The sequence below is a fragment of the Ruegeria sp. AO1 genome (assembly GCF_056535985.1).
On sequence record NZ_JBQFJC010000001.1, the window covers coordinates 3,410,143 to 3,432,499 of the forward strand.

Sequence of the window (22,357 nt, forward strand, 5' to 3'; positions counted from 1 at the left end):
CCGTTTCAGATCAGCCGTAGTAAAGATGAGCCGCTCGTCCGAGCGGCTTTTTCTTTTCAAACCAGCCTGTATTTGCCCGACATATCAGGCAGATAGGCCTCAACCGCTGCGGTTGCGATGACGTGGCGGGTGCCTGCATCACTGTCCTCGACGTCCAGCCCGCCCAACACAGCCCGTACCTCGGCCCTGCCCCGTGGCAAATCCTGCGCGACCAGATCGCAATCCACGGCCTCGGGCTGTTGCACCCCAATTGTCACCACGACGCGCATCTCTTTGTGGTCCACGCCTAAGCGCGAAAACAGAGTGATCGAGGAATGATGCAGCGCGTCCTGCACCGCCCGCCGTGCGGCCTTGGTATAGTCCTGACCATAGAGGTCGTTGCCGGTGCCCATCTCAAGAATGATACGTTTCTCAGTCATCGCGCGGGCTTCATATCGAATGAGACGATGATGGCGGCGTTTGCGATCACTGTGTGGCCATCGGCGTGCGGTTTGTCGATGTCCAGCCCACCGCGGGTGACTGTGATGTTCGGCTGACCGTATGGGAACACGGCCTTCAACGCCTCACGGTCCACTTTATCGGGTTGCTGCACGCCGACCTCGGCATCAATGATCATCGCCTCTTTGGGAAAATCGAACAGCTCAGCCATATTGACCGAATTGTGCCACAGCGCATCCTTGATCGCGCGCAAGGCGGCCTCGGTATAGTCCTCACGCCGCAGGGACGTGCCCATACCAAACTCCACAAGTACTCGTGTTTTTGCCATCAAAGCCTCCGGTCATAAAAAAGGCGCCCGGTTCGGGGCGCCTTTGATCAATCGCATTCCAATCCGGATTAGATGGATTCGTCGATCCAGCTTTGCAGCGCGGCTTTGGGTGCCGCGCCCGCGCGGTTCGAGACAACCTGACCGTCCTTGAAGATGAACAGTGCGGGGATGCCGCGCACGCCCATCGCAGCGGCTGCGTTCGGGTTGCTGTCCACGTCCACCTTGGCGATTTTCACCTTGTCGCCATACTCAGCGGCCAGTTCTTCCAGTGCGGGGCCGATCTGTTTGCAAGGACCACACCATTCCGCCCAGAAGTCCACAACCACGGGAACGGTCGAGTTCTTGACTTCGGCATCAAAGGTATCGTCGGTAACGGCAACGGTCGACATATTCTGTCTCCTGAATGGGGTAAGCTCGGGAAAGGAACGTAGGTGCCGCGTCGGGTAAGGTCAAGATATCTGGGCGCGGGTCAGCGATTGCGTCACAAGATCGTGTGGCAGCCACATCAACGCGGCCGTCCGCGTCCACAGGATGGCGGTACGAATGGTCTTGTCCGGGTAAATCTGACTTATCGCCTGCGCATAGGCCCCCATCTGTCGCAACAGGCCTTCGGGGCAGGCTTCAGCCCGCTCGGGTACCGTGGTGTTTGTTTTAAAATCAACCACATGAACTTCGGTATCCGTTATGATCAGCCGGTCGACGATACCATGCATGCGCCGCCCGTTCAGTCCGGCTGAAACGGGGATTTCGGCCAGCGCATCCGACGCGAAGACTGGTTGCAGGTGATCCGCTGTCAGGACCTTGGTGACCTCAGACAACAACTCGGCCCTGGCCTGATCTTGCATATCGGGTAGAACCCGAGCGCACAGCATAGACCAGTCATCCCGAGACGCGCTGGGAAGATGTTCCAGCAGCAGGTGCAATCGGGTGCCGCGCAGCTTTGCGGCCTCTTCATCCTGCCCCGCATCACCCGGCAGCGCCTTTGCTCCGCCAAGATCGGAGGGGCTGAGGGTTTCTGCTTCCGAGGGTGGATCCTCGGCGGGACGCTGGAAGTACGCGGGCAGGTCCTGACTTGGCTCGACGTGTTCGCTGCGTTCGACCAGCGGCAACGCCTCCCAATCGCCATGGGCCAGTCGCCGTATCAGCGACCCCTCTATCTGTGTCGCGCCCGCGCGCTCCATTGCGGCCTCGACCATCTGATACCAGCTGGTTCCATCCTTTCCGACATCCCCAGCAGCGGCCACGATTAACCACTTTTCCGCCCGTGTTAGAGCCACATAAAGCAATCGAAGGCGCTCATTCTCCTCGCGGTTTCGGGCCTCCTCGCGGGCGGTTGAGATCAGCTTGGGCGAGACATCGGCAGGGACTTTCCACAGTGGCGTTCCATCAGCCACCATGATCTCGGCATCGCGCGGGGCCTGCCGTTTGCCGGTATCCGGCAGGATCACGATGGGCGCTTCCAACCCTTTTGAGCCATGCACGGTCATCACCCGGATCATGTTGCCCACGCCGCTCATCTGGCGTTTGATCTCCAGATCGTCGGTCTGCATCCAGATCAGAAAGCCGGTCAGGCTGGGAATATCGGTCCGCTCATAAGCCAAAGCCTGCGAGAGCAGCGCGTTGATCCCATCTTCGGCCTCGGCCCCCAGCCGACCCAGCAGCTTTCGCCTCCCGTCATGGCGGGTCAGGATGCGCTCGATCAGGTCAAAAGGCCTCAGAAAGTCGATCTGTCCGCGCAGATCGTTGAGGATCGCAAGTGTCTCAGGAAACTCGTCCGAGCGATTGCGCAGCGCGGCCCACAGGAATTTCTCTTGCCGGCGATGGGCCAGATCGAACAGAGCCTGCTCGGACCAGCCGAACAGAGGGGATTTCAGGACCGTCGCCAGCGACAGGCTGTCTTCGGGCGTGGCCAGAAAGCTCAGCAGCGCCGCCAAATCCTTCACGGCCAGCTCGGCTCCGACTTTCAAACGGTCGGCCCCGGCGATGGGCAGATGCAGGGCTTTGCAGGCGCGGATGATCTCAGCAAACAGGTCCGAGCGGCGCTGGACCAGGATCAGGAAATCCCCCGGCTGAACCCTGCGGCGCACGAATGTGCCGGGCGTTTCGCCATCCTCGGGGATTGTGGCCCCAGTGTCGATCATGTGCTTGATCGACTGCGCCACCTGCTCGGCCAGAATGACGGTGTGGTGGCGCGACCCGGGCCGATCCACCGGATCAGTCCAATCGCCATCCTCGTCATCCTCGACCTTTTCCACCACGGGCCAGAGGTCTACGCGTCCCGGCAGGTCTGCCTTGAAAGCACGGTGCTGGCTTTCCTTGTGAAACCCGGCCTCGGCCTGATTTTCGAACAGAAGATCAACCAATGACAGGATCGCACTGGAGGATCGGAATGAGTATTCAAGCGTCGAATCCCACAGTTTAGAGCCTGATTCATCAAGCTTTCGCCCAAACTCGGCCTGCATCCGGTCAAAGGCCTGCGGGTCGGCGCCCTGGAAGGAATAGATCGACTGTTTCTTGTCGCCGACCACAAAGATCGTGCGTTCAACCTCGGATCGGGCCCCTTCCCCGCTGGTAAATTCTTGCGCCAGCTTCTCGACCACATCCCATTGGTCCGGGCTGGTGTCTTGCGCCTCGTCCACCAGAATGTGGTCGATGCCGCCGTCCAGCCGGTACAGCACCCATTCTGCGACCGCCGGGTCGTTCAAAACCTGTCGCGCGCGCAGGATCAGATCGTCAAAGTCCAGCCAGCCGCGCAGCTGCTTACGGCGTTCATATTCCGGCAGGAAGGCTGCAGCGAAGCGATGCAAGACGGTGGTTTTTTGCGCGGCAACCAGAGCCAGCCGTTGTTCGCGCGCGGCCTCGACCCGCAACATCAGCGATTCCAACTGTGGCATGCGATCTGCCAGAATCCCTTCGCGCAGGGCTTTAGTCGGGAAACCGTTGATCTTGGCGGTGAACGGCTCCTTCGCGCCCTTGCCCGTTAGCAATACGCCCTCCAGCGCCGGTAGATGGGTCAGCTTGGCCTCAGTAAAGGCTGCGAGCTTTGCCGCGGCCTTGGCATCGTTGCCGCCGCTTTCAATCAGTGCAGGCAACATGGATTGGATCAGATCAACCTCACCGCCCAGAAACACCCGCCCCGCAAGGGTTTCGTCGTCAAAACCCTCGGGCAGTCCAAATCTCTGCAACAGGTCCGAGCGCTGCAAAGGCTGGGCGAACAGGTTCCGCTTTTGCGTCACCGCCGCAGTCAGCCTGTCGAACCCGGTATCGGTAACGAACCGCGCGATGTCTTCGATCAAACCGGCCTGAGAGCCCTCGGCGAAATCCTCGATGATCTCTTCGCGCAGCAATGCGGCGGCGCGGTCCTCCATCTCGGCAAATTGAGGGCTGACACCGGCCTCAAGCGGGAAGCGACGCAGCAGTGAGGCACAGAAAGAGTGGATGGTCTGGATTTTCAACCCACCCGGCGTTTCTATTGCGCGTGCAAAAAGGGTGCGGGCCTGCGCTAGACGGCCGGAGTCGATTGCTCCTTCGACGCCCAGATCTGTCAGTTGCGCCAACAACGGCGCGTCCCCCAACATCGCCCATTCCCCCAGCCGTTTGAACAGCCGGTTCTGCATCTCGCTGGCGGCGGCCTTGGTGTAGGTCAGGCAGAGGATGTGCTGCGGTTGCACCCCGCTCAGCAGCAGACGCGCCACGCGGTCGGTTAACACGCGGGTTTTGCCCGACCCGGCATTCGCTGCCAACCAGGTCGAGGCATCGGGGCGCGCGGCCTGCACTTGCCGCTCGGTGGCGTCGTTCCGCGCGCTCATGTCAGGTCCTCAGGGAGCGTTTCGGCCGTGCGGTCCCATTCCCCGAACCGGGCCAGATGGTCATAGTCGCCGATATCGGTGTTTTTGTGCAGCATGCGGCGCGATGAGAAGCCCCGATCAGGCTCTAAATATGCGGAAATCAGCTCCTTTAACTCAGCCAACACCTTGTCGGTGGGTTCTTTGGACAGCGGGGCCGCGACCTCTTTGTAACTGCCGCCCATACCGATGAAGATCGCCTCGGACACGTCTGTGGGGTCGATCCCTTCGATGCCGCCCTGCTTAGCCATGGCGGCTTCGATCAACAGTTGTTTGTCGAACTTTACCTGCTGGCTTTCGGTCGGAGGCGCGCCGGTTTTGTAGTCTACAATCCGCAACGCGCCTCGGCTGTTGTAATCAATCCGGTCGGCACGTCCGGCGATGGTGAAATCCAGAGGCTCCAACACCAGCTTCATCGCGGCCTCAAACGCCACCGGGCCACCGTCGCCCCGGCGATTGACCTCGGCACTTAGAAAGTCGTCGGCGATCCGTTCCAGCCGCGCCAGCCACAGTTTGCGGGCAGTCGGCCAGGCGACATGAGCCTCAAGCATGTCATGGGAGCGTTTCAGGAAGTTTTCGCGGGTCAGCAAGGCGGTATCCAGCACGCTGTCCTTAACGAAATGCTCCAGAATTTCATGAATCACGATCCCGCGCAGCAATGCATCGGGGGCCTGCACCAGCGGATCGAGCGGCTTCAGACGCAGCACATGCTTCGCGTAAATCGCATAAGGGTCGCGGATCAGGCGTTTGATCTCGGTGACTGAAAGGCGTCGCGGTCGGGCGGCGACCGGAGGTTTGGGTGAGGGGCGATGCGCCGCCTCAATCCGAGGCGCTTGCTCCAGTGTTTTAGCCCAGTTGAGATAGGTTCGACCCCGCGCGCGCATATCTGATAGCGCCGTCTGGCCGCCTTGGTCGGGCAGGCCCTGCAACAGGTTCGTCAGACGGTTCAGCCAGCGCGAGGGTACAGTTTCCGCATCGTCCGAGCGGGTGGCGCGGGTCAGCCAGACCTCGGGCGCACCGATGGCCTGTTGGAAGTCATGCGCCGAAAGCCCAATCCGCCGTTCGGGCAACAACAAACCCGCCTTGTCGCGCATCTGGCGGTTCAACCACGGGTCCGGGGCTGGGGCTTCGGGCCAGCTGCCCTCGTTCAAACCACCGAGGATCAGCAGATCTGCACCCTGCACCCGGGCCTCGAGCGTGCCCCAGATCATGATATGCGGGTGCGGGGCGTCGCGGTCGCGGACCTCTTCTCCGGCCAAAAGCGCGCCCAGCAGATCCGCGAAGTCATGGGCGGTCATGGGACCGCCGTGATGCGCCTCATCCCGCAGATTGGTCAACACCGACAGGGCCTTTTGGCCCGCGTTCTTGTCCCACAAGGTGCCTTGGTCGCCTGCATGTCCGGCCGAGATCGCCTCGGACAGAGACAGCAATCGGTCGACCCATTCGGACAGGGGGAGTTCCCCGGTGATTTGCTGATCGCAGAAATGCGCGCTGACCCAGCTTACCCATCCTTCGGGCGCTTCAGTGCGGATCGCGGATGCGTTCAGACTGTTTTGATCCGGGAATGGAGGGCCATTGCGGCGCAGGTCCAGCTCGAGATCACGGGTATGCAGCAGATGAGCCCCCCGTTCACCCCCGTCATGGCACAGAGGATGTTTCAGCAGCGTCAGCAGCGCCTCACCCTCCAGGCGACGCGCAAAAAGGCCCGCCACATGGCGCAGAAACCGGCCGGGCGGAGACAATTGCAGCGGAAGACCAGCACTATCATCGGGTAGGATGTTCCAGCGATCCAATGCCGCGCTGACCTGCCGGGTCAGCATCCGATCGGGTGTAATCAAAGCGGCGGTCTGGCCCGTTTCAGCCGCCTGTCTCAGGCGAAGGGCGATGGCGAGGGCCTCGGACCGGGGCGAGTCTGCCTCGACTAGTGTCAGGTCGCGCGTGGCGTGGTCCAACTCGGTCAACTGTGGGCCTTCGGACATCCACGCGTCGGTGATAGGGGCAGGGCGCAAGGCCAGCGAAACCAATCGGTTACGCGCGGATGAGGGCGATTGTTCATCCGTCCAGGGCAGGATCTGGTCATGCTCCAACCCCAGCTCTCGCATCAATTTGCGGAACCGATATTGCGGGTGATCCTCAGAGGTCAGCGCCTCGTCCAGACGGTTCCAAACGGCACGCGGCTGGTCGAAATCATAGCCCGGCAGGATCAAGGCCCCTTGCGGCAGGCGTGCGACGGCTTGCATCAGCATCAGCGTGGTACCACGCGATCCGGTCGAGCCGGCCAAAATGACGGGATGTTGCGGCGGAGCCTCCTGCCAGCGGTCGATCAGGTTTTCGACCACACGACGTTGGCGCGCCTGTGCATCCATCGCCTGATCGCTTGCATCAACAAAATGATCCGCGATGCCGATAAACGCCTGAGCGCGGGCCCAATGGCCGGACATATCGCTGACATCCAGTTGGCGGATCGCGTCGGGGGACACGCCCTCGCCCTGCATCTCATCGATCAAGGCGGCGAGACTGTCGGACAGGTCAAACAGCGAGGCCCGTGCGGCCAGATCAGGCTGCTGGTCCAGCAGTTTTGAGATCAGCTGGGTTAGTTCCAACCGTCGTCTCAGCGGGGGGATGGCGGGCGGAATCTGTGCCAGATCAACGCTTTCGCCCAGATCGGTGACCAGAGAAAGCCGAGGCAACAGGCAGGGCGGCCCCTGATCGAATAGGTCGCGCACTCGTCGGGCCATGCGGCGCGTGTTGACTACCAATTGCACACGGGCCAACGCCTCGGGCGGGCCAGAGGCACGCTGCCGCAGCCCGGCAACCAGCGCTTTGGGAAAATCTGTGCCGGGAGGAACGGCGAACACCCGCGGATGAGCGCTGGGGTCAAACATCCGCCAGCATCCCCTCAGCCAGAGCGATTCCTTCTGGGCGTCCGACGTCACACCAACGGCCGGGATACTTCAGCGCGAAAAGGCGGTTGCGGTCGTGCATCTGGTTCCACAACAGGTTTAGCGAGAAGGCCTGCTCCGGGATGTGCCGCAGCCCGTCGGTTTTCAGAATCTGCACGCCGCCATACACCAGACCCGGCCCGCGCGTGATCCGACCATCGGCATCAGCGGTGAAGTCCCCGTCGCCCGCATGCCCGATGGTTTGACCAAGCGGGACGCACATCAACAGCGCATCCATCCGGTCCGGGTCCCATGCCCGTTGCAGCAGGCTCAGCGGGTTGGGTCCGGCCCAGATTGCATCGGTGTTCATGGTGAAAACCGGGCCTGTGCCAAGCAGAGGCAAAGCCGCCCGCAAACCGCCGCCGGTTTCCAGAATCTCGGGCGTTTCATGTGAGAGCAGAATGCCTTTAGGCGCTAGATGCGCCTGCAACTGATCGGCGTGATAGTGCAGGTTTGCAACCACACGGGCTGGTTGAACGGCATCCACTAGCGCAAGCGCGTGGTCGATCAGCGGGCGTCCGGTGACCTCGATCAAAGGTTTTGGCCGGTCCTTGGTCAACGCGCCCATCCGGGTGCCGAATCCGGCGGCAAACAGCATCACGGCATCGGGGGATTGGCTCATGATGCTTTCAGCCTTGCGAGGTTTTCGGCGGTTGGTTCAGGCAGGGCGTCGCGCAGGATACCGGCAACCGGGATCAGCGCAGGATGCTCCAGATCGCGCATCAGATGCGCCCATGTGGCGGGTATCAGATCGACGTAATGTGGCTTGCCATAATCCGTGGCCAGCCGGGCAAAAACACCCAGAATACGTAGGTTCCGCTGCGTGCCTAGAACGCTGTAGGCGGTGCGGAAGTCATGGTCATCCATACCAGAGGCCGCGATATAGCGATTGACCATCTGCATTTCGATTCCGGTCGGCACGGTCCGGCGCACATCCTGCAAGAGCGAGACCAGATCATAGGCTGGGTGCCCCAGCATCGCCAGTTGGAAGTCCAGAAGACCGACGCGCTGCACGCCCTCGCGTTCTGGCAGCCAGATCAGGTTTTCGGCGTGGTAGTCCCGCTGAACGACGACTTTGGTGCCCGAGGTCTCCTGCAGCAGGATATCGGCAAAGCGCAGCTCGAACCTCTCCTGCGCGTCTTCATCGTGGTCGCCCAGAATGGCCTGCGCGTATTTGGTGAAGGCCAGAGCGGCCAGCTCGGTCATCAATGTGGGATCGTATGAGGGCAGGGTTAGGATCGGGGCCTCATGCAGATGCAAAAGAACATCCGTTGCCGCCTCATATAAGAGGCGTTCCTGGCTCGGGTCCTTGGTCAGAACGCGTGAAAATAGATCGTCGCCCAGATCCTCCAGAACCAGAAACCCGTTCTGATTGTCTTCGGCGTAAATCTCGGGTGCGCTGAGGCCCACCGCGCGCAGATGGTTCGCGATCCGGACGAAGGGTTCGACATCCTCTCCCCGATCCGGCGGCGCATCCATCAGAACCGCCGTGCGACCGGTCGCCGGATCTGTCAGACGCTCATACCTGCGGTTCGAGGCGTCCCCGGCCAAGGGCGCGCGCGTGGCATTGGCCCAAGGCGTCTGTGCAATCAGGGCCTCGGCCAGCACAGTGCGATCTGTCATAGAGTATTCTCCAGTTTCCCAAGCCATTTCGGATCGGACCAGGACAGGGTCAGATGGCGTGTCTCGGTCTCAATCGGGTCGGTTTGGAAGGCAAGCGTCAATGCGGTGTCGGGGGTCAGCGGCCCAAGTTTGTCGGGCCATTCCACAAGACATAGGGCGGTGTCGAAGGCTTCGGTCAGGCCCAGCTCGTCCACCTCATCCACCGAGGTCAGCCGGTAGAGGTCACAATGCCAGATCTCGCCGATCTGCGTGTCATAGGCCTGCACCAGCGTGAAGGTCGGTGAGGGCACATCCTCGGGCGGGTTCATCAGTGATTGGACGAGACTACGGGCAAAGTGGGTCTTGCCGCTGCCGATCTCACCTTGCAACAGCAACACATCCGCAGGTCTCAGGGTCGCGCCAAGACGCGCCGCAAAATCTGCGGTGTCCTGAGGGCTTTGCAGGGTGAGGGTAGCAGGTGCCGAAGTCATGGCGCCACAATGGACCTGCGCCCCAGCGGCTGCAACCCGGTTCAGGCGCTGATCTGGGCCATGGGTTCGGCGGTCAGAGAATTGCTTGCCGTTGCAAAGCGCACGATCGTGGCACCGTTCTGCATGGGCATAACGGTACATTCCAGCGCGGTGCCGTTGCGCATCTGAATCTCGGCGCTCCATTCGGTGCGGTCATCACGCATATCCAAGAAATCGCGGATCTCACCCAAGACCGGGGTGGCGACGCACTGATCCTGCCAGATGCGCGTGATGTCGGTCACCGTTTCACTGTGAAATCCGGCCTCGTCTTGCGTTCTCCAAAGCTGCTGGTAGGCGTAGTTGGTCAGAGCCAATGTGCCGTCTTCCGAAAAAACCGCGATTGCGTCGGCCAGCTTGTCGAGGATGGATTGCATCAGGTCCATCTCGGACCGAAAGCGCCGGGTCAGGGTGATTTCGGCGGTGATGTCTTCGAATAGAAACGCCACGGCGCCATCGGGATGCGGGCGGCCGCTGACCGAATAGACCGAGCCCGAGGGCAGGGACCATGTTTCCTGATAGTTCCCGTCTTCAGCCGCCTCGAGCAGGTCGTTCATCTGAGTGCGCCATGACCGGTAGTTTTTGGGCTCGGGCATCATGTGTTGATCCCGGAGCCGGTCAAAAAAGCTGGAGATATTGGGACGGCAGCTGAGGAAGTCCGGCGGCAGAGTGGTCAGGTCGATTAGCGCCGGGTTGAACAGGGCCAGTTGACGGTTGCGGTCGAAAATAGCCAAGCCGATCGATAGCTGCGCAAAGGTCTTGGTCATCGTTTGTACGAATTTGCGCTGGGCGGTTTCAGCTTGCACAATCGCATTGATATCGACTGCATAGAACAGGCGGCCTTCCGCATGGTCCACCTGGGTCAAATCAAACCACAATTTGCTGTCACTTCCCGCCACGTCGATCGAGACGCGGGATTTCCCGCCGCGCCGCGGCTCGGCCCCTGTATCCGGGAACAGGGGCAGGGTCAGGTCGGCATCCAGCCCGCGCGCCTTGCGGACAAGGGCGACATAGGCCGCGTTACACCAACGCACGCTGGCGTTCTGATCCAGCAGCCAGACCGGATAGGGGGCCTGATCCATCGCCAGCCGGATCGGATCATTCGGATCCCGCAGCTTGGTTTTCTTTTCTCTCGTCGGTTCGTGCAGTTGAATCCGAACGATCCCGTCAATCCATTCGCACAGAACCTCACGCTCAACCGTGCAGTCGATGGCTGAGACAACCAGGTTGCCCTGATCGCGCACGAGGTCGGGAGTTTCCGGGAAGGTCGGAAAGTCGCGCTGCAGCAAGCGTCGCAAATCGCTCCAGTCCGCGACATGTTCGAAACCGGCGAGCGCTACGTCAGAGTGGCTGATCAGGCGGTCGCCATCGAACAGAAAAACGGCGTCGAACAAGGAGCTTGCGGTGAACATGCCGTAGCTGTTGTCCCGCCGGGCACGACGCGGCAGAAGCCACATGACCGCAAAACAGCACGAGACCAGGCTGATCGCGGCCAGAATGATCCAGTCTGCCATCTTCTCCCCTCACAGTTGCGGAACCCCGACGCAACCTAAGGCGAGAATGGTTAACGGTGTCTTAACTCAGACCTGGATAGGCTGGTTGCGCCCGGAGGGTACCGGGGTGTCACCTTGTTGCGCGTCGATGCGTTTGCGCGGCCATTCGACCTTGACGATTGCTCCCCGGCGGTCAGGCTTGTTCGAGAGGTGCTGATACGGGTCCGAGCCATTGGCAAATTCCAGATCCGCCCCGCTGCGCTCCAATAGGGTTTTGGCGATGAACAGGCCAAGCCCCATACCTTCGTACTCAGGGCGCGCGCGCTGGTCGGTCTCGGCCCGTCTACGCCGCATCAAGGGATCACCAATCCGCCCGATCAGATGCGAGGGGTAACCGCGCCCGTCATCCATGATACAGACGGTTATCTTGTCCGAGGTCCACTCCGCCTCGACCCAGACATTCGCGCGCGAGAAATCCACCGCGTTCTGGATCAGGTTGCGCAGCCCGTGAATGATCTCGGGTTTGCGCAGGATCGAAGGTTGTTGCACATCGCCATCCAGCACCGGACCTTCGGCGAAATGTACGGTTTTGCCCCTGTCTATATGCGGCTCAGCCGCTTCGTGGACCACCGTCGACAAGGGCGCTTGACGCAGATGCAGATCGTCTTTGCCGGCACGTCCCATATCGCGCAGGATGTCCCGGCACCTGTCCGCCTGCTCGCGGATCAAGGCAGCGTCTTCTTTCAGTTCTGGGCGGTCGTCGAGTTCCTCAATCAACTCGGAACTGGCTAGTTTAATCGTCGCCAGAGGTGTCCCCAACTCATGCGCGGCGGCGGCGACAACACCGCCTAGATCGGTCAGTTTCTGTTCACGCGCCAGTGCCATATGCGTGGCCGCCAGCGCCTCGGACATTGAGCGCGCCTCGGAGCTGACACGGTGCGAGTAGGCCCCGATAAAGACAATGGCGATGATGATCGCGGCCCAGTTGCCGAACAGAAGAATGTCGGGGATCTGCAGGACCAGGCCAATCTCGGTCCGCAAGGGCAGGTGAAACTCAGCCAAAAGCGTGGCCAGCGCAATCGCCACGGCCCCCACGATCAGCGTAGAGCGGGTGCTCATGACATTAGCCGAGATCGTGACCGGACCCAGCAGCAGCAGGGCAAAAGGATTGTTCAAGCCACCGGTCAGGTACAGCAGGATCGCCAGTTGAAACAGGTCGAACAGCACCATGAGGAAGTTCTGAAACTCGGTCAGGCGTTTGTTCTGCGGGAACAAGAAGCTGGCAGTCAGGTTGCCGATCACCGAAACGCCGATCGCCAGATAACACAGGGTGACCTCAAGCTGCACATGATAGCTGTGCTGAGCCACCGTGATGGCGGTGATCTGGCCAAAGATAGCCACCCAGCGCAGCAGGATAAGGGTGCGCAGCCTGATCCAACTGCTTCGTTCCTGACCGCCCCATAAACTCTGGTTGGATTCTGCCATTGGTCACTTATGTCCTGTTGCATCGGCTGATCATCTTGATAGGTGTCCCGACCGATACGATCAACAACCCCTTGCACACGGAAAACGATCATGACCCGCCTGTATGCTATTCTCGCAGCTGTCGTTCTTGCTATCGGCCTTGGCGCCATGTGGCTTCTGACAATCGGGTCCGGGTCGGACGACAAATACGCGCAATGCCGATCCAGCCAGATCGCGGGTGGAGCGGCAGCGATCGGCGGTCCGTTCGAACTGGTCAACGGCAAGGGCGAGACGGTCACCGACAAGGATGTAATCACCGAGCCGACACTGGTCTATTTCGGCTATACGTTCTGCCCCGATGTCTGCCCGTTTGACATGTCCCGCAACGCCGAGGCAGTGGACATTCTGGCCGAGCGCGGGCAATCCGTGACACCGCTGTTCATCTCGATCGACCCCGATCGCGACACGCCCGAAGTGGTTGGAGACTACGCCTTCAACTTGCATGAACGTCTGATCGCCCTGACCGGCTCGCCCGAGCAGGTCAAGGCGGCCAGCCAGGCCTATAAGACCTACTACAAGGCCCATGACAAAAGCGACGAATACTATTTGGTCGATCATTCCACCTTCACCTATCTGGTCACACCCGAAGATGGGTTTCTCGAGTTCTTCAAACGCGAAGACACAGCAAAGCAAATGGCGGACAAGGTTGGTTGCTTTTTGGACCAAGCCGGCTCCTGACAAGCCGGTTTGACCTTTGGCCCCGCGCTGCTATTACTTCTAGGTAAAGCCAAAGGCATGAAATAGCGGAAAGACTCAACGATGGCAGACAGTTCCCAGCTTGATATCGGCCCCGATAAATCTCTGCTTCTGGTGGATGATGACGAGCCGTTCCTGAGACGCCTTGCCAAAGCCATGGAAAAACGCGGTTTCGAGGTTGAGACCGCCGGCTCCGTCGCCGCAGGCCGCGCCATTTCTACCGCGCGTCCGCCGGCCTATGCGGTTGTCGATCTGCGGCTAGAGGATGGCAACGGTCTGGATGTTGTTGAAGTGTTGCGCGAAAAGCGCCCGGACAGTCGTGTCGTGGTGCTGACCGGCTACGGGGCCATCGCCACAGCCGTCGCCGCCGTCAAAATCGGCGCGACCGACTACCTGTCCAAACCCGCTGATGCCACAGACATCACTAACGCGCTGCTAGCCAAGGGCGACGAACTGCCCCCGCCGCCGGAAAACCCCATGAGTGCCGACCGCGTGCGCTGGGAACATATCCAGCGGGTCTATGAGCTGTGCGACCGGAACGTCTCGGAAACCGCACGGCGGCTGAACATGCACCGCCGGACGTTGCAGCGTATCTTGGCGAAACGCAGCCCGCGGTAAAAAGCAGAGCTTTCACTCGTCTGTTCAGAGGGTCGTCTTTCTGGCTACTCGCCAGACTTTGGATAGATGAACCCGTTCACCGGGTACAAACTGCCATATTGCCCCGGCACACTCTCGACCCGAACCAGTGTCCAGTCATTGTTCTTCGAGACATCTTTCACGCCCATTTTCAACGACACTTTGTTGCGGTGCCAGTTGGCGTGGTTCACGATGACGACCCGGTCGCTAACAACATCGGACACGACAGCTACATGGCCCAGCGGCATCCCGCGCGTTGCCCGAAACGACATGACCGAACCGACAGCCGGTTCGTTGCCTCGCTCAAACGTACTGCGCGCCTTGCCCCACCAGTCCTTGGCATTGCCGCGAATTTGGATACCGCTAAGGCTACGAGCGTAAGGCACGCACCACACCCTTTGTCCCCGAGCCTGCTTTTGCGAGACCTCTTGCAGCGCCACTGACTGACGCTCCGGATCAAGTTGCACATCGGTTGGGCCATGGGCGCAGGCAGAGACCAGACTCAAAAGTCCCACCGCAATCGCGGTTCGCGCGCCGCCGGATAAGCGCGGAAAAGTGGTGTCCGTTTTGTGTTTGCCCGTATTCAAGAATCTTCACTGCCCATTTTGAAGACACGCAAGTTTTAGGGGCATCTGACAGGCTGTGAAAAGAGGCTTGCCAGCACACGGCAAGATTTCGCCGATTCTTTGTTAAACAAGTAAGACAATAACCGTTCCGGAATACGACTAAATTACTGAAGTGTTGTTCATTGGGCGTCGACCGTTTGTCCAAGTCCGCGCGTCGCCTGAACATGCACCGCCGGACGTTGCAGCGTATTTTGGCAAAGCGTAGCCCGAGGTAAAAAATTCTCTAGATATCACCGGCAAATCTGTATCGTTGGTGGTTTGCACATCTGCTGAGACAATCATTTTTCAAAAATAGTGAGTAAAATTTACACTGAGTGATCACTGCGTTCTATTAATGTTCAGATTCTCTGAAGTAGTCTTTTCTGATCGTTCCGAAAATCAAACTGACAATACTTGGAAGAAGGTAGGGCTAATCAATATGAAAACTAAAAAACTTCCGAACCCATTGCAGAAAGCTATCGACAAACTTCTTGAGCTTGATTTGGCGTTTTCAGATTTGGATATTCCTGAAAGCGCCGAAGCTCCTAACTTCCTGGAAATTCCTGCAAGTGTTTTTCCTCTTGAGGCACCAGTGTTACTTGACCTTTCATTGCCCAAGAATGCGATGGCGGATATCGAGATTCCTGCAGCCGTTTTACCGTCTGATGTTTTCGATCTAGGCGGATTGGTACAACTACCCGAGATACATCAGCGCGTTTCTCGGAAACCGAGCCTCCATTTTCATCGAAAACTCGTTGCAACACTAAAGACAGTAGGTGTTCGTGGCGCTGGTTACAAGCCTGCCGTACTTCTAACGGAGGCCGGAGGGTAATTCTCAGTCCGTCCATGGTTCTGGCGCGTTTAGCAGCCAGATTGACAATCTGATGTGTCGACTCTAACGCTGACCGCAAGTGAACCACCGTCCCGATCATGCTAGCAATTGGGATTCTCTGTTGGAGTAGAGACGATTAGACGAGCTTTGTATCGAGCCTATCGAAAGTTTGCGCTTGGAAAATGTGATTCCATCAGCCAGGCCGGTCAGGACGCATGGGTTATGGGCGAAGTCTTCAATCACAAAAGATCGGGCTATTTCGTTGATATCGGTGCGCATGATGGAATAACGATATCAAACACTTACCTTCTGGAAAAACGCCTTGCTTGGGACGGACTGTTGATTGAGGCAAACCCGAAAAGTTATGAAATGTGCCGCAATACGCGGAATGCTAAATCTTTGAACATCTGCTTGGACCGCGAAAACGGTGAGGTTCAGTTCGAGATGGATGACGTTCTGGGAGGTATCGTATCGAGTGATACTGACAACGTCGCTGCGGGTAAAAAAACCGTAACCATTTCTGCCAGGCGCTTTGTCGAAATCCTTGATGAGCAGTCGGCGCCACGGAAGATAGAATATCTTTCAATTGATGTTGAAGGTGCCGAAGAACGGGTCTTAGGTGGATTTGATTTCGACAAGTATCAATTCACCTGTTTTACGATCGAACGACCGTCAGAGGCTCTGCGAAAAGAGTTCGAGGTAGCTGGATATGAGAAAGTGAAAGAGGTTCCAGGTCTGGACAGCTTTTATGTTCACCAGTCCTTCCTTGATGCCTATGCGAACAACACAATGCGGCACTTCGCAAACAAGCGGATTTCTTTCCCGATTCTGTAATTAGTGGTAAATTTGCGTAGGGCTGGTCTCTTCGTTGAAACAGTCCTCGCCTGTCTTCTCACCGTTGTGGTGCCCGATCTAATGCGGCAGAAAACCCTATAGTCGCGTCATCAATTCTGCATGCCTCGCCAGATACGCCCGCCTAACCTCGACCGGCGGGCGCAGGTTGATCTCCAGTCCCTCAATCACGGTTTTGTCCGGACGACCAAAGAACTTTGAAGCCTCAGCCTCGGAAAACCCCGCGATCTGGGTGGCTTCCATCCAGGCGCTGATCTTGTCGGCCTTCTTGATCTGCCGTTTCACCGTTTTCGGCACCTCGGCAGGAAGTCCAAAGCGGATGTGGATCGCTGCCGCCAGTCGGTCATCCAGCGCGCCATAGTCCGGCCCAACGGCGGATTTGACGGGTGAGATCATGTCTCCGATCACGTATTCCGGCGCGTCGTGCAGCAAAGCTGCCAGCCGCCATTTCACGGGCGCTTTGGGTGCAATACGGCCAAAAAGCTCTTCGACCAGAAGGGAATGCTCGGCCACGGAATAGGCGAAATCGCCCGCCGTTTGCCCGTTCCAACGCGCCACAAAGGCCAGGCCATGGGCGATATCCTCGATCTCGATATCCACCGGGGTCGGGTCCAGCAGGTCCAGCCTGCGGCCCGACAGCATCCTCTGCCATGCGCGGGGTTGTGTTGCCATTCTGCCATGCCTTGTGAAGTGGGACACAATAAAACCAAAGTCTTTCTGCTATGCTGTACCTGTCAGGATCACCAGCTGCCAACGTTTTCTTGAGCATTCGTGCTTTGAAACCACACCAACTGATCCCGACATTTAAACCGAGGGGGGCACTGGCTTCTCCCGGTGCGCTCCTCTCACACAGTGAAACGAAAGGAGTTTGCTATGTTCAAACGTATATTCGCAGTCGCCCTGACCTTTGGCATGGCCGCCACGGCCCCGCCCGCCTTTGCCCAGAATTGTGCAGAGCGCGAGCAAGTTGTTGATAAACTGCAGAAAAGCTACTCGGAAGAGCTGGTTTTCGGAGGTTTGCAGAAAACACGCGGCGCGCAGTCGGTCATGGAGGTCTGGACCTCACGAGAAACGGGTAGCTACACCGTTTTGGTGACCCACGCGAACGGCTTAAGTTGTATTGTCGCCGTTGGCACCGATTTTTTCGAAGCGATTCCGAAGGTCAAGGTTGACGGCACGCCCAGCTGATTTTTGCGGCGTAAAATCCCGTTTTCGGTCATCCACATTGCCACCTGCCCCAAGGGATGCTAGGGGCAGCCGGAACTGTGATTGACCGCAAAAATGGAGCGCCTTATGGCCGGGGACTATATCGTCAAAGACATTTCGCTGGCCGGGTTCGGCCGCAAGGAACTGGATATCGCCGAAACTGAAATGCCGGGCCTGATGGCGCTGCGTTCGGAATATGGTGAAAGCAAGCCTCTGAGCGGTGCACGGATCGTTGGGTCGCTGCACATGACCATCCAGACCGCCGTTCTGATCGAAACGCTGGTTGCCCTGGGCGCGGATGTGCGCTGGGCGTCGTGCAACATCTTCTCGACCCAGGACCACGCGGCAGCGGCGATTGCCGAGGCGGGTGTCCCTGTCTTTGCCATCAAGGGCCAGACGCTGGAAGAGCATTGGGATTACCTGGACAAATCCTTCCTGTTCGACGAAGGCCCGAACATGATCCTGGACGATGGCGGCGACGCGACGCTGTATATCCTGCTGGGCGCTCGTGCTGAAGCGGGTGAAGACATTATCCCCGTTCCGGGTTCGGAAGAGGAAGAGGTGATCAAGAAGCAGATCGCCAAGCGCATGGCAGCCTCGCCCGGTTGGTTCACCAAAATGCGTGATCAGATCCAAGGCGTGTCCGAGGAAACCACCACCGGCGTGAACCGCCTGTATCAGCTGGTGAAAGACGGCCACCTGCCGTTCCCAGCGATCAACGTGAACGACTCGGTCACCAAGTCGAAATTCGACAACAAATACGGCTGCAAGGAATCGCTGGTTGACGGTATCCGCCGCGCCACTGACACCATGCTTGCCGGTAAGGTTGCCGTGGTCTGTGGTTATGGCGACGTGGGCAAAGGCTCGGCCGCTTCGCTGTCCGGCGCTGGCGCGCGTGTTAAAGTGACTGAGGTTGACCCGATCTGCGCGTTGCAGGCCGCGATGGACGGCTATGAAGTCACATTGCTGGAAGACGAAGTTGCAACGGCGGATGTGTTCATCACCACCACCGGCAACAAGGACGTGATCCGCATCGAGCATATGCGCGAGATGAAGGATATGGCGATTGTCGGCAACATCGGTCACTTCGATAACGAAATTCAGGTGGCCAGCCTGAAGAACCACAAATGGACCAATATCAAGGAACAGGTGGACATGATCGAGATGCCCTCGGGCAACCGTATCATCCTGCTGTCCGAAGGCCGTCTGCTGAACCTCGGCAACGCCACCGGTCACCCGTCCTTCGTGATGTCGGCCTCGTTCACCAACCAGGTTCTGGCGCAGATCGAGCTGTTCACCAAAGGCGACCAGTACGAAAACAAGGTCTACATCCTGCCCAAGCATCTGGATGAGAAAGTGGCCCGCCTGCATCTGGATCGTATCGGCGTGAAGCTGACCAAGATGGACAACGAACAAGCGGCCTATATCGGCGTTGCGCCGGAAGGCCCCTACAAGCCCGAGCACTACCGCTACTGATTGCGGATCGGGTATGACCAAACGTTCAGGACGCCGCCGGATCTTGTATCTGGCGGCGTCTTTCTTTTCGATCATCGTATTTCTATTTCTTGTTGGGTCGACCGGGTATGTGCTGCTGTCGCATCCCAAATCGCCGGTGCCCGATCACTGGAATCCTTTGCGGGATCTGACACTGACCGCGCCGGTCACGCCAGTCACCAAGTATCAGTTAAACCGGGCATTGGCGGATGAGGCGCAGTGCCGGGCCACACTGTCTGAGGCCGGTGTTGCGTTCTCGGAGATGGAGGATCTGGTGGTTGACCAGAATTGCGGCATCTCCGGTCGGGGTGAGCTGTCCCACTTGGTCAGCGCCCGGGTGGGCGGGGTCGAGACCCGCTGTACAACGGCCCTGCGTCTGGCGATGTGGGAGAATCACGTTGTCCAACAAGCCGCGCAGGACCTGTTGGGCACTCAAGTGCGCGCCCTGCGGCATCTGGGCAGCTACAATTGCCGCCGTATGCGGACCGCGCAGGGTGAAAACAGCGGCTGGAGCAGCCATGCAACTGCGGATTCGATTGACATCACCGGGGTGGAACTGGCGGATGGGCGGACGCTCAGCCTGCTTCAGGATTGGTCCGTTCCGGGACCCAAAAGCGCTTTTTTACATCGGATCGGGAGGGGGGCGTGTGACTGGTTCCGCGTGGTTTTAGGCCCCAATTTCAACCGACTGCACGCGGACCATTTTCACCTACAAGGCCCCGGTTGGGGCTATTGCCGATAGATATCCCGGCCCCGCAGAACAGGGCCGGGCCAGGATCAGCGTCCGCTGACCGCATCCGCCAGCGACTTGAACCGGACGATCTTGTAGATCCCCTTGGAGGCATCCTCGCCATTGTTCAGAACGGGTGAGCGGTGCAACTCGTTGATCGTGGCATAGACATACCCATCCGCACCGATCGAGAACCCGTCTGGCCACGGCAATTCATCATCCGACTGGAACAGAACCTCATAGCTGCCATCCGGCTTAGTGACGCCCAGCGCATTGTCCGTCATCGCGGTGATATAGACATTGCCACCGGTATCCACGGTTGAGCCATCCGAGATTGGCTTGTCGCCATAGCGTTCGACCTGCGCCTCAAGATCAGCATCCGATAGGCTTTCATCCAGCAGTGCCGCAGTGGGAATACGGTACATCGCGCTTGCCGTCATCGGGGCGAAATAGACCCAGGTATTGGTCGGATCGACGGTGATCGGGTTGATGCCGATTTTGGCCGGATTGCCACCCAGTGTAATCTCGCGCCCGTCAATCACCATCGGGGTATCCTCGGGGATCGTGTATTGCGAACCCTCCAGAACGCGCCGCGCGCGGCCCGTGTCAAGATCAACCACGATAATGGCCGAATTCTGACCGTCGCCCGTATCCGAGATGTAAATCGCCCCATGATCGCGGTCCACGGCAAGGTCGTTCAGGAACGAAGTGGGCCGTGCCACAGGGGCGCCGATATAGTGGATCGCGTGCAGCGTTTCGGTCTTGGTGTCCCAACCGACAATGCGCCCGGTCTGGTTTTCACCCTGACCGTCCAGCATCCACAGGATACCATCGCGATCCGCCCGGAGGCCCAAAACGCCGTTCAACCCATCCGCATCGTCTTGCGGGGCACGGGCCCAGTCCTCGGTCGGGTAAGGCCTGGTTGACCCGTCGGGCATCACTTCGACCACGCGCAAATCGGGCCCGTAGAATTCATGCACCGACATGAACATGCGCCCATCCGGTCCAATCGCCAGATTGCCCGGAGGCATGGCCTTCTCGAACTCAAGATACGTTTCCAATTCGGCTGCCGCCGCGGGCAAAGCCAGCGCCAAGGCGCATGTAGCTGCATAGAGCGATTTCATCGGGTCCTCCTCTGATGTGCCCGATCAGATACCATTTGAAATTTTCGCGGATAACTGGCTCAATTTCGAAATCAGTGTAAGGAATTTTCGAATGTACCATGTGAACGATCTTCTGACCTTTGTCTCCGTCGCCAAAACCGGAGGGGTCGGATCAGCTGCAAAGGCGCTGGGCATTTCCGCCGCGACGGTCAGCCACCGGATTGCGAAGTTAGAGGAGGTGCTGAACCTCAAACTCTTTCACCGCAACAGCCGCCGGGTGCAACTGACCAATGAAGGCCTGATCTTTCTGGATCGGATCGAGCCTGTTTTGTCTGATCTGCGAGAGGCCGAATTGGAGGCCGGAAGCGGCAAGGGGGCGCTGCGCGGCCATCTGCGTGTAACCCTGTCACCGTGGATCTTGTCCCGGTTCATCATGCCGTTGATGGACAGTTTCCAAGAGGACCATCCGGATCTGACGATCGAGTTTCTGGCCGTCGATCGCTATGTCTCTCTGGTGGATGAAGGCGTTGATTGCGCCATTCGCGTCGGACAGTTGGCCGACAGTAACCTAAAAGCGCGCAAGCTTTGCGACAATGACCGGATTATCTGCGCAGCGCCGGGCTTCATTGCGCGATACGGGATGCCCAGATCCGTCGAAGAGCTGCGCAAGATGCGCTGGGCGTGTTTGCCTTGGCAGACGCGGTTCGACACTCATGAGAGGCAACTGTCCGTCACGCGGCGCATTGCCGTTTCGAACTCGGACATGTTGACCGAAGCCGCGGTGCAGGGGCTGGGGCTGGCTGTCAAATCCCGTCTGGCCGTTCAGCGAGAGTTGCAGCAGGGTACGCTGGTCGAGGTTTTGCCCGGTGCGTTGAAATCCCCCTCTGCACCGATTGCCTTTGTTCACGCGGGCAGCAGCACGCCGGGGCGCAAGGTGCGCGCGTTTTCGGACCTTGCAGATCGGGCCTTTCAAGGCGCGCGGCAAAGGCGCTCCTCCGCTTAGGGGGAAAGCGCGGAATTTTTCCCTTTGTGGGAATAGGAGGAATGGCTAGGCTTCCGACACCTGTTTTTAGGATTTGAGTAACCGCAGCCAGGACTGCTGATAGGGAGACTGTTTTATGGGAAAACGCGACGATCTGATCGCCAAATACGCCGATGATCTGAAAAACAAATGCGGCATGGATGCCGATATGGACCTGCTAACCAAGGTCACAATCGGTTGTGGCCCAGCGATCTATGACGCCGACGCGTCGACCGTGGCAGCCAGCCAGGACGGAGAGCTGGAGACCGTCAAAAACAACTTCCTCATCAAAAAGCTGGGTCTGGCCGACGGGCCTGAGCTGATGGAGGCCATCAACTCGGTTCTGGAAACCTATGGCATGTCCGAGCGCAACAAGTACCGTGCCGTGGTCTACTACATGCTGACCAAGCATTTCGGCAAAGAATCCGTTTACGGCTAAACGTAACGTTTTCCACCCAAACGCCCGCCTCCCCATCGGCGGGC

22 protein-coding genes and 1 pseudogene are annotated in these 22,357 nt (G+C 58.9%); 10 read left to right on the top strand and 13 right to left on the bottom strand.

The genetic code is table 11. The annotated features are described in order from the left end of the window. Positions 1–56: 56 nt before the first annotated feature. The 10 genes from ACR3FB_RS17005 to regB form a co-directional block, all read right to left on the bottom strand. Complete coding sequence (locus ACR3FB_RS17005; protein ID WP_480566020.1) at positions 57–419, bottom strand: Lin0512 family protein; 363 nt, start codon at positions 417–419, stop codon at positions 57–59. After that, on the bottom strand, positions 416–766 hold the full coding sequence (locus tag ACR3FB_RS17010) for a Lin0512 family protein (protein ID WP_480566018.1): 351 nt from the start codon (positions 764–766) through the stop codon (positions 416–418). Before ACR3FB_RS17010 ends, ACR3FB_RS17005 begins: the two co-directional genes overlap by 4 nt. A gap of 68 nt (positions 767–834) precedes the next feature. Further along, complete coding sequence (gene trxA / locus ACR3FB_RS17015; protein WP_050604667.1) at positions 835–1,155, bottom strand: thioredoxin; 321 nt, start codon at positions 1,153–1,155, stop codon at positions 835–837. Positions 1,156–1,215: 60 nt separating this feature from the next. Then, positions 1,216–4,575 (bottom strand): double-strand break repair helicase AddA, encoded by a 3,360-nt coding sequence (gene addA / locus ACR3FB_RS17020; RefSeq protein ID WP_480566016.1) that lies wholly within the window; start codon positions 4,573–4,575, stop codon positions 1,216–1,218. After that, positions 4,572–7,496 (bottom strand): double-strand break repair protein AddB, encoded by a 2,925-nt coding sequence (gene addB, locus ACR3FB_RS17025; protein WP_480566014.1) that lies wholly within the window; start codon positions 7,494–7,496, stop codon positions 4,572–4,574. Before addB ends, addA begins: the two co-directional genes overlap by 4 nt. Next, entirely contained in the window at positions 7,489–8,175 is a 687-nt protein-coding gene (locus ACR3FB_RS17030) for a nucleotidyltransferase family protein (RefSeq protein ID WP_480566012.1), read from the bottom strand. The genes addB and ACR3FB_RS17030 overlap by 8 nt, the downstream gene beginning before the upstream one ends. Beyond that, positions 8,172–9,176: an aminoglycoside phosphotransferase family protein gene (locus ACR3FB_RS17035; protein WP_480566010.1), complete on the bottom strand. Its 1,005-nt coding sequence runs from the start codon at positions 9,174–9,176 to the stop codon at positions 8,172–8,174. Before ACR3FB_RS17035 ends, ACR3FB_RS17030 begins: the two co-directional genes overlap by 4 nt. Continuing rightward, positions 9,173–9,646, bottom strand: coding sequence for a tRNA (adenosine(37)-N6)-threonylcarbamoyltransferase complex ATPase subunit type 1 TsaE (gene tsaE, locus ACR3FB_RS17040; RefSeq protein ID WP_480566008.1), 474 nt, complete (start codon positions 9,644–9,646; stop codon positions 9,173–9,175). The genes ACR3FB_RS17035 and tsaE overlap by 4 nt, the downstream gene beginning before the upstream one ends. A gap of 41 nt (positions 9,647–9,687) precedes the next feature. After that, complete coding sequence (locus tag ACR3FB_RS17045) at positions 9,688–11,196, bottom strand: PAS-domain containing protein (protein ID WP_480566006.1); 1,509 nt, start codon at positions 11,194–11,196, stop codon at positions 9,688–9,690. A 66-nt stretch (positions 11,197–11,262) separates the two neighbouring features. Further along, complete coding sequence (gene regB / locus ACR3FB_RS17050; RefSeq protein WP_480566004.1) at positions 11,263–12,660, bottom strand: sensor histidine kinase RegB; 1,398 nt, start codon at positions 12,658–12,660, stop codon at positions 11,263–11,265. Between the two features lie 90 nt (positions 12,661–12,750). Here regB and ACR3FB_RS17055 point away from each other — a divergent pair, with 90 nt between their 5' ends. Both ACR3FB_RS17055 and ACR3FB_RS17060 read left to right on the top strand, forming a co-directional pair. Beyond that, the gene (locus tag ACR3FB_RS17055; protein WP_480566002.1) at positions 12,751–13,377 is read left to right on the top strand and encodes an SCO family protein; all 627 of its coding nucleotides are present in this window, start codon (positions 12,751–12,753) and stop codon (positions 13,375–13,377) included. An 81-nt stretch (positions 13,378–13,458) separates the two neighbouring features. Beyond that, entirely contained in the window at positions 13,459–14,013 is a 555-nt protein-coding gene (locus tag ACR3FB_RS17060) for an ActR/PrrA/RegA family redox response regulator transcription factor (protein WP_050604676.1), read from the top strand. Between the two features lie 44 nt (positions 14,014–14,057). Here the strand turns inward: ACR3FB_RS17060 and ACR3FB_RS17065 are convergent, their stop codons facing one another. After that, a complete protein-coding gene (locus tag ACR3FB_RS17065) occupies positions 14,058–14,546 on the bottom strand; it encodes a CHAP domain-containing protein (RefSeq protein ID WP_480566000.1) in 489 nt (162 codons plus the stop codon). Positions 14,547–14,794: 248 nt separating this feature from the next. Between ACR3FB_RS17065 and ACR3FB_RS17070 the strand changes: the two are divergent. The 3 genes and pseudogenes from ACR3FB_RS17070 to ACR3FB_RS17080 all read left to right on the top strand — a co-directional run. Beyond that, positions 14,795–14,872 (top strand): annotated as a pseudogene (locus ACR3FB_RS17070) (two-component system response regulator); the annotation flags it as partial. 203 nt (positions 14,873–15,075) lie between these two features. Beyond that, positions 15,076–15,468 carry a hypothetical protein gene (locus ACR3FB_RS17075; RefSeq protein WP_480565998.1) on the top strand — a complete coding sequence of 131 codons (393 nt, stop codon included), beginning with the start codon at positions 15,076–15,078 and terminating at the stop codon, positions 15,466–15,468. 222 nt (positions 15,469–15,690) lie between these two features. Next, positions 15,691–16,302, top strand: coding sequence for an FkbM family methyltransferase (locus ACR3FB_RS17080; RefSeq protein ID WP_425084039.1), 612 nt, complete (start codon positions 15,691–15,693; stop codon positions 16,300–16,302). Positions 16,303–16,398: 96 nt separating this feature from the next. On the opposite strand, the gene ACR3FB_RS17085 is transcribed toward ACR3FB_RS17080, so the two are convergent. Continuing rightward, the gene (locus ACR3FB_RS17085; protein ID WP_480565996.1) at positions 16,399–16,992 is read right to left on the bottom strand and encodes an HD domain-containing protein; all 594 of its coding nucleotides are present in this window, start codon (positions 16,990–16,992) and stop codon (positions 16,399–16,401) included. A 201-nt stretch (positions 16,993–17,193) separates the two neighbouring features. Here ACR3FB_RS17085 and ACR3FB_RS17090 point away from each other — a divergent pair, with 201 nt between their 5' ends. The 3 genes from ACR3FB_RS17090 to ACR3FB_RS17100 all read left to right on the top strand — a co-directional run bounded on the left by ACR3FB_RS17090 (position 17,194) and on the right by ACR3FB_RS17100 (position 19,762). Continuing rightward, the gene (locus ACR3FB_RS17090) at positions 17,194–17,508 is read left to right on the top strand and encodes a hypothetical protein (protein ID WP_170640813.1); all 315 of its coding nucleotides are present in this window, start codon (positions 17,194–17,196) and stop codon (positions 17,506–17,508) included. A 105-nt stretch (positions 17,509–17,613) separates the two neighbouring features. After that, positions 17,614–19,002: an adenosylhomocysteinase gene (gene ahcY / locus ACR3FB_RS17095; protein ID WP_170667674.1), complete on the top strand. Its 1,389-nt coding sequence runs from the start codon at positions 17,614–17,616 to the stop codon at positions 19,000–19,002. Positions 19,003–19,015: 13 nt separating this feature from the next. Beyond that, positions 19,016–19,762: an extensin-like domain-containing protein gene (locus tag ACR3FB_RS17100; protein WP_480565994.1), complete on the top strand. Its 747-nt coding sequence runs from the start codon at positions 19,016–19,018 to the stop codon at positions 19,760–19,762. A gap of 35 nt (positions 19,763–19,797) precedes the next feature. Here ACR3FB_RS17100 and ACR3FB_RS17105 read toward each other — a convergent pair whose 3' ends face one another. Then, entirely contained in the window at positions 19,798–20,874 is a 1,077-nt protein-coding gene (locus ACR3FB_RS17105) for an L-dopachrome tautomerase-related protein (protein WP_480565992.1), read from the bottom strand. Positions 20,875–20,965: 91 nt separating this feature from the next. Here ACR3FB_RS17105 and ACR3FB_RS17110 point away from each other — a divergent pair, with 91 nt between their 5' ends. Beyond that, entirely contained in the window at positions 20,966–21,856 is an 891-nt protein-coding gene (locus tag ACR3FB_RS17110; RefSeq protein ID WP_480565990.1) for a LysR family transcriptional regulator, read from the top strand. Between the two features lie 115 nt (positions 21,857–21,971). Next, complete coding sequence (locus ACR3FB_RS17115) at positions 21,972–22,313, top strand: DUF2853 family protein (protein WP_170380170.1); 342 nt, start codon at positions 21,972–21,974, stop codon at positions 22,311–22,313. Positions 22,314–22,357: the final 44 nt, after the last annotated feature.

Excerpts from the sequence above, each read along its gene's own strand:
- ACR3FB_RS17005 (WP_480566020.1), bottom strand. The coding sequence starts at position 419 with ATGACTGAGAAACGTATCATTCTTGAGATGGGCACCGGCAACGACCTC.
- ACR3FB_RS17010 (WP_480566018.1), bottom strand. The coding sequence starts at position 766 with ATGGCAAAAACACGAGTACTTGTGGAGTTTGGTATGGGCACGTCCCTG.
- trxA (WP_050604667.1), bottom strand. The coding sequence starts at position 1,155 with ATGTCGACCGTTGCCGTTACCGACGATACCTTTGATGCCGAAGTCAAG.
- addA (WP_480566016.1), bottom strand. The coding sequence starts at position 4,575 with ATGAGCGCGCGGAACGACGCCACCGAGCGGCAAGTGCAGGCCGCGCGC.
- addB (WP_480566014.1), bottom strand. The coding sequence starts at position 7,496 with ATGTTTGACCCCAGCGCTCATCCGCGGGTGTTCGCCGTTCCTCCCGGC.
- ACR3FB_RS17030 (WP_480566012.1), bottom strand. The coding sequence starts at position 8,175 with ATGAGCCAATCCCCCGATGCCGTGATGCTGTTTGCCGCCGGATTCGGC.
- ACR3FB_RS17035 (WP_480566010.1), bottom strand. The coding sequence starts at position 9,176 with ATGACAGATCGCACTGTGCTGGCCGAGGCCCTGATTGCACAGACGCCT.
- tsaE (WP_480566008.1), bottom strand. The coding sequence starts at position 9,646 with ATGACTTCGGCACCTGCTACCCTCACCCTGCAAAGCCCTCAGGACACC.
- ACR3FB_RS17045 (WP_480566006.1), bottom strand. The coding sequence starts at position 11,196 with ATGGCAGACTGGATCATTCTGGCCGCGATCAGCCTGGTCTCGTGCTGT.
- regB (WP_480566004.1), bottom strand. The coding sequence starts at position 12,660 with ATGGCAGAATCCAACCAGAGTTTATGGGGCGGTCAGGAACGAAGCAGT.
- ACR3FB_RS17055 (WP_480566002.1), top strand. The coding sequence starts at position 12,751 with ATGACCCGCCTGTATGCTATTCTCGCAGCTGTCGTTCTTGCTATCGGC.
- ACR3FB_RS17060 (WP_050604676.1), top strand. The coding sequence starts at position 13,459 with ATGGCAGACAGTTCCCAGCTTGATATCGGCCCCGATAAATCTCTGCTT.
- ACR3FB_RS17075 (WP_480565998.1), top strand. The coding sequence starts at position 15,076 with ATGAAAACTAAAAAACTTCCGAACCCATTGCAGAAAGCTATCGACAAA.
- ACR3FB_RS17080 (WP_425084039.1), top strand. The coding sequence starts at position 15,691 with ATGGGCGAAGTCTTCAATCACAAAAGATCGGGCTATTTCGTTGATATC.
- ACR3FB_RS17085 (WP_480565996.1), bottom strand. The coding sequence starts at position 16,992 with ATGGCAACACAACCCCGCGCATGGCAGAGGATGCTGTCGGGCCGCAGG.
- ACR3FB_RS17090 (WP_170640813.1), top strand. The coding sequence starts at position 17,194 with ATGTTCAAACGTATATTCGCAGTCGCCCTGACCTTTGGCATGGCCGCC.
- ahcY (WP_170667674.1), top strand. The coding sequence starts at position 17,614 with ATGGCCGGGGACTATATCGTCAAAGACATTTCGCTGGCCGGGTTCGGC.
- ACR3FB_RS17100 (WP_480565994.1), top strand. The coding sequence starts at position 19,016 with ATGACCAAACGTTCAGGACGCCGCCGGATCTTGTATCTGGCGGCGTCT.
- ACR3FB_RS17105 (WP_480565992.1), bottom strand. The coding sequence starts at position 20,874 with ATGAAATCGCTCTATGCAGCTACATGCGCCTTGGCGCTGGCTTTGCCC.
- ACR3FB_RS17110 (WP_480565990.1), top strand. The coding sequence starts at position 20,966 with ATGTACCATGTGAACGATCTTCTGACCTTTGTCTCCGTCGCCAAAACC.
- ACR3FB_RS17115 (WP_170380170.1), top strand. The coding sequence starts at position 21,972 with ATGGGAAAACGCGACGATCTGATCGCCAAATACGCCGATGATCTGAAA.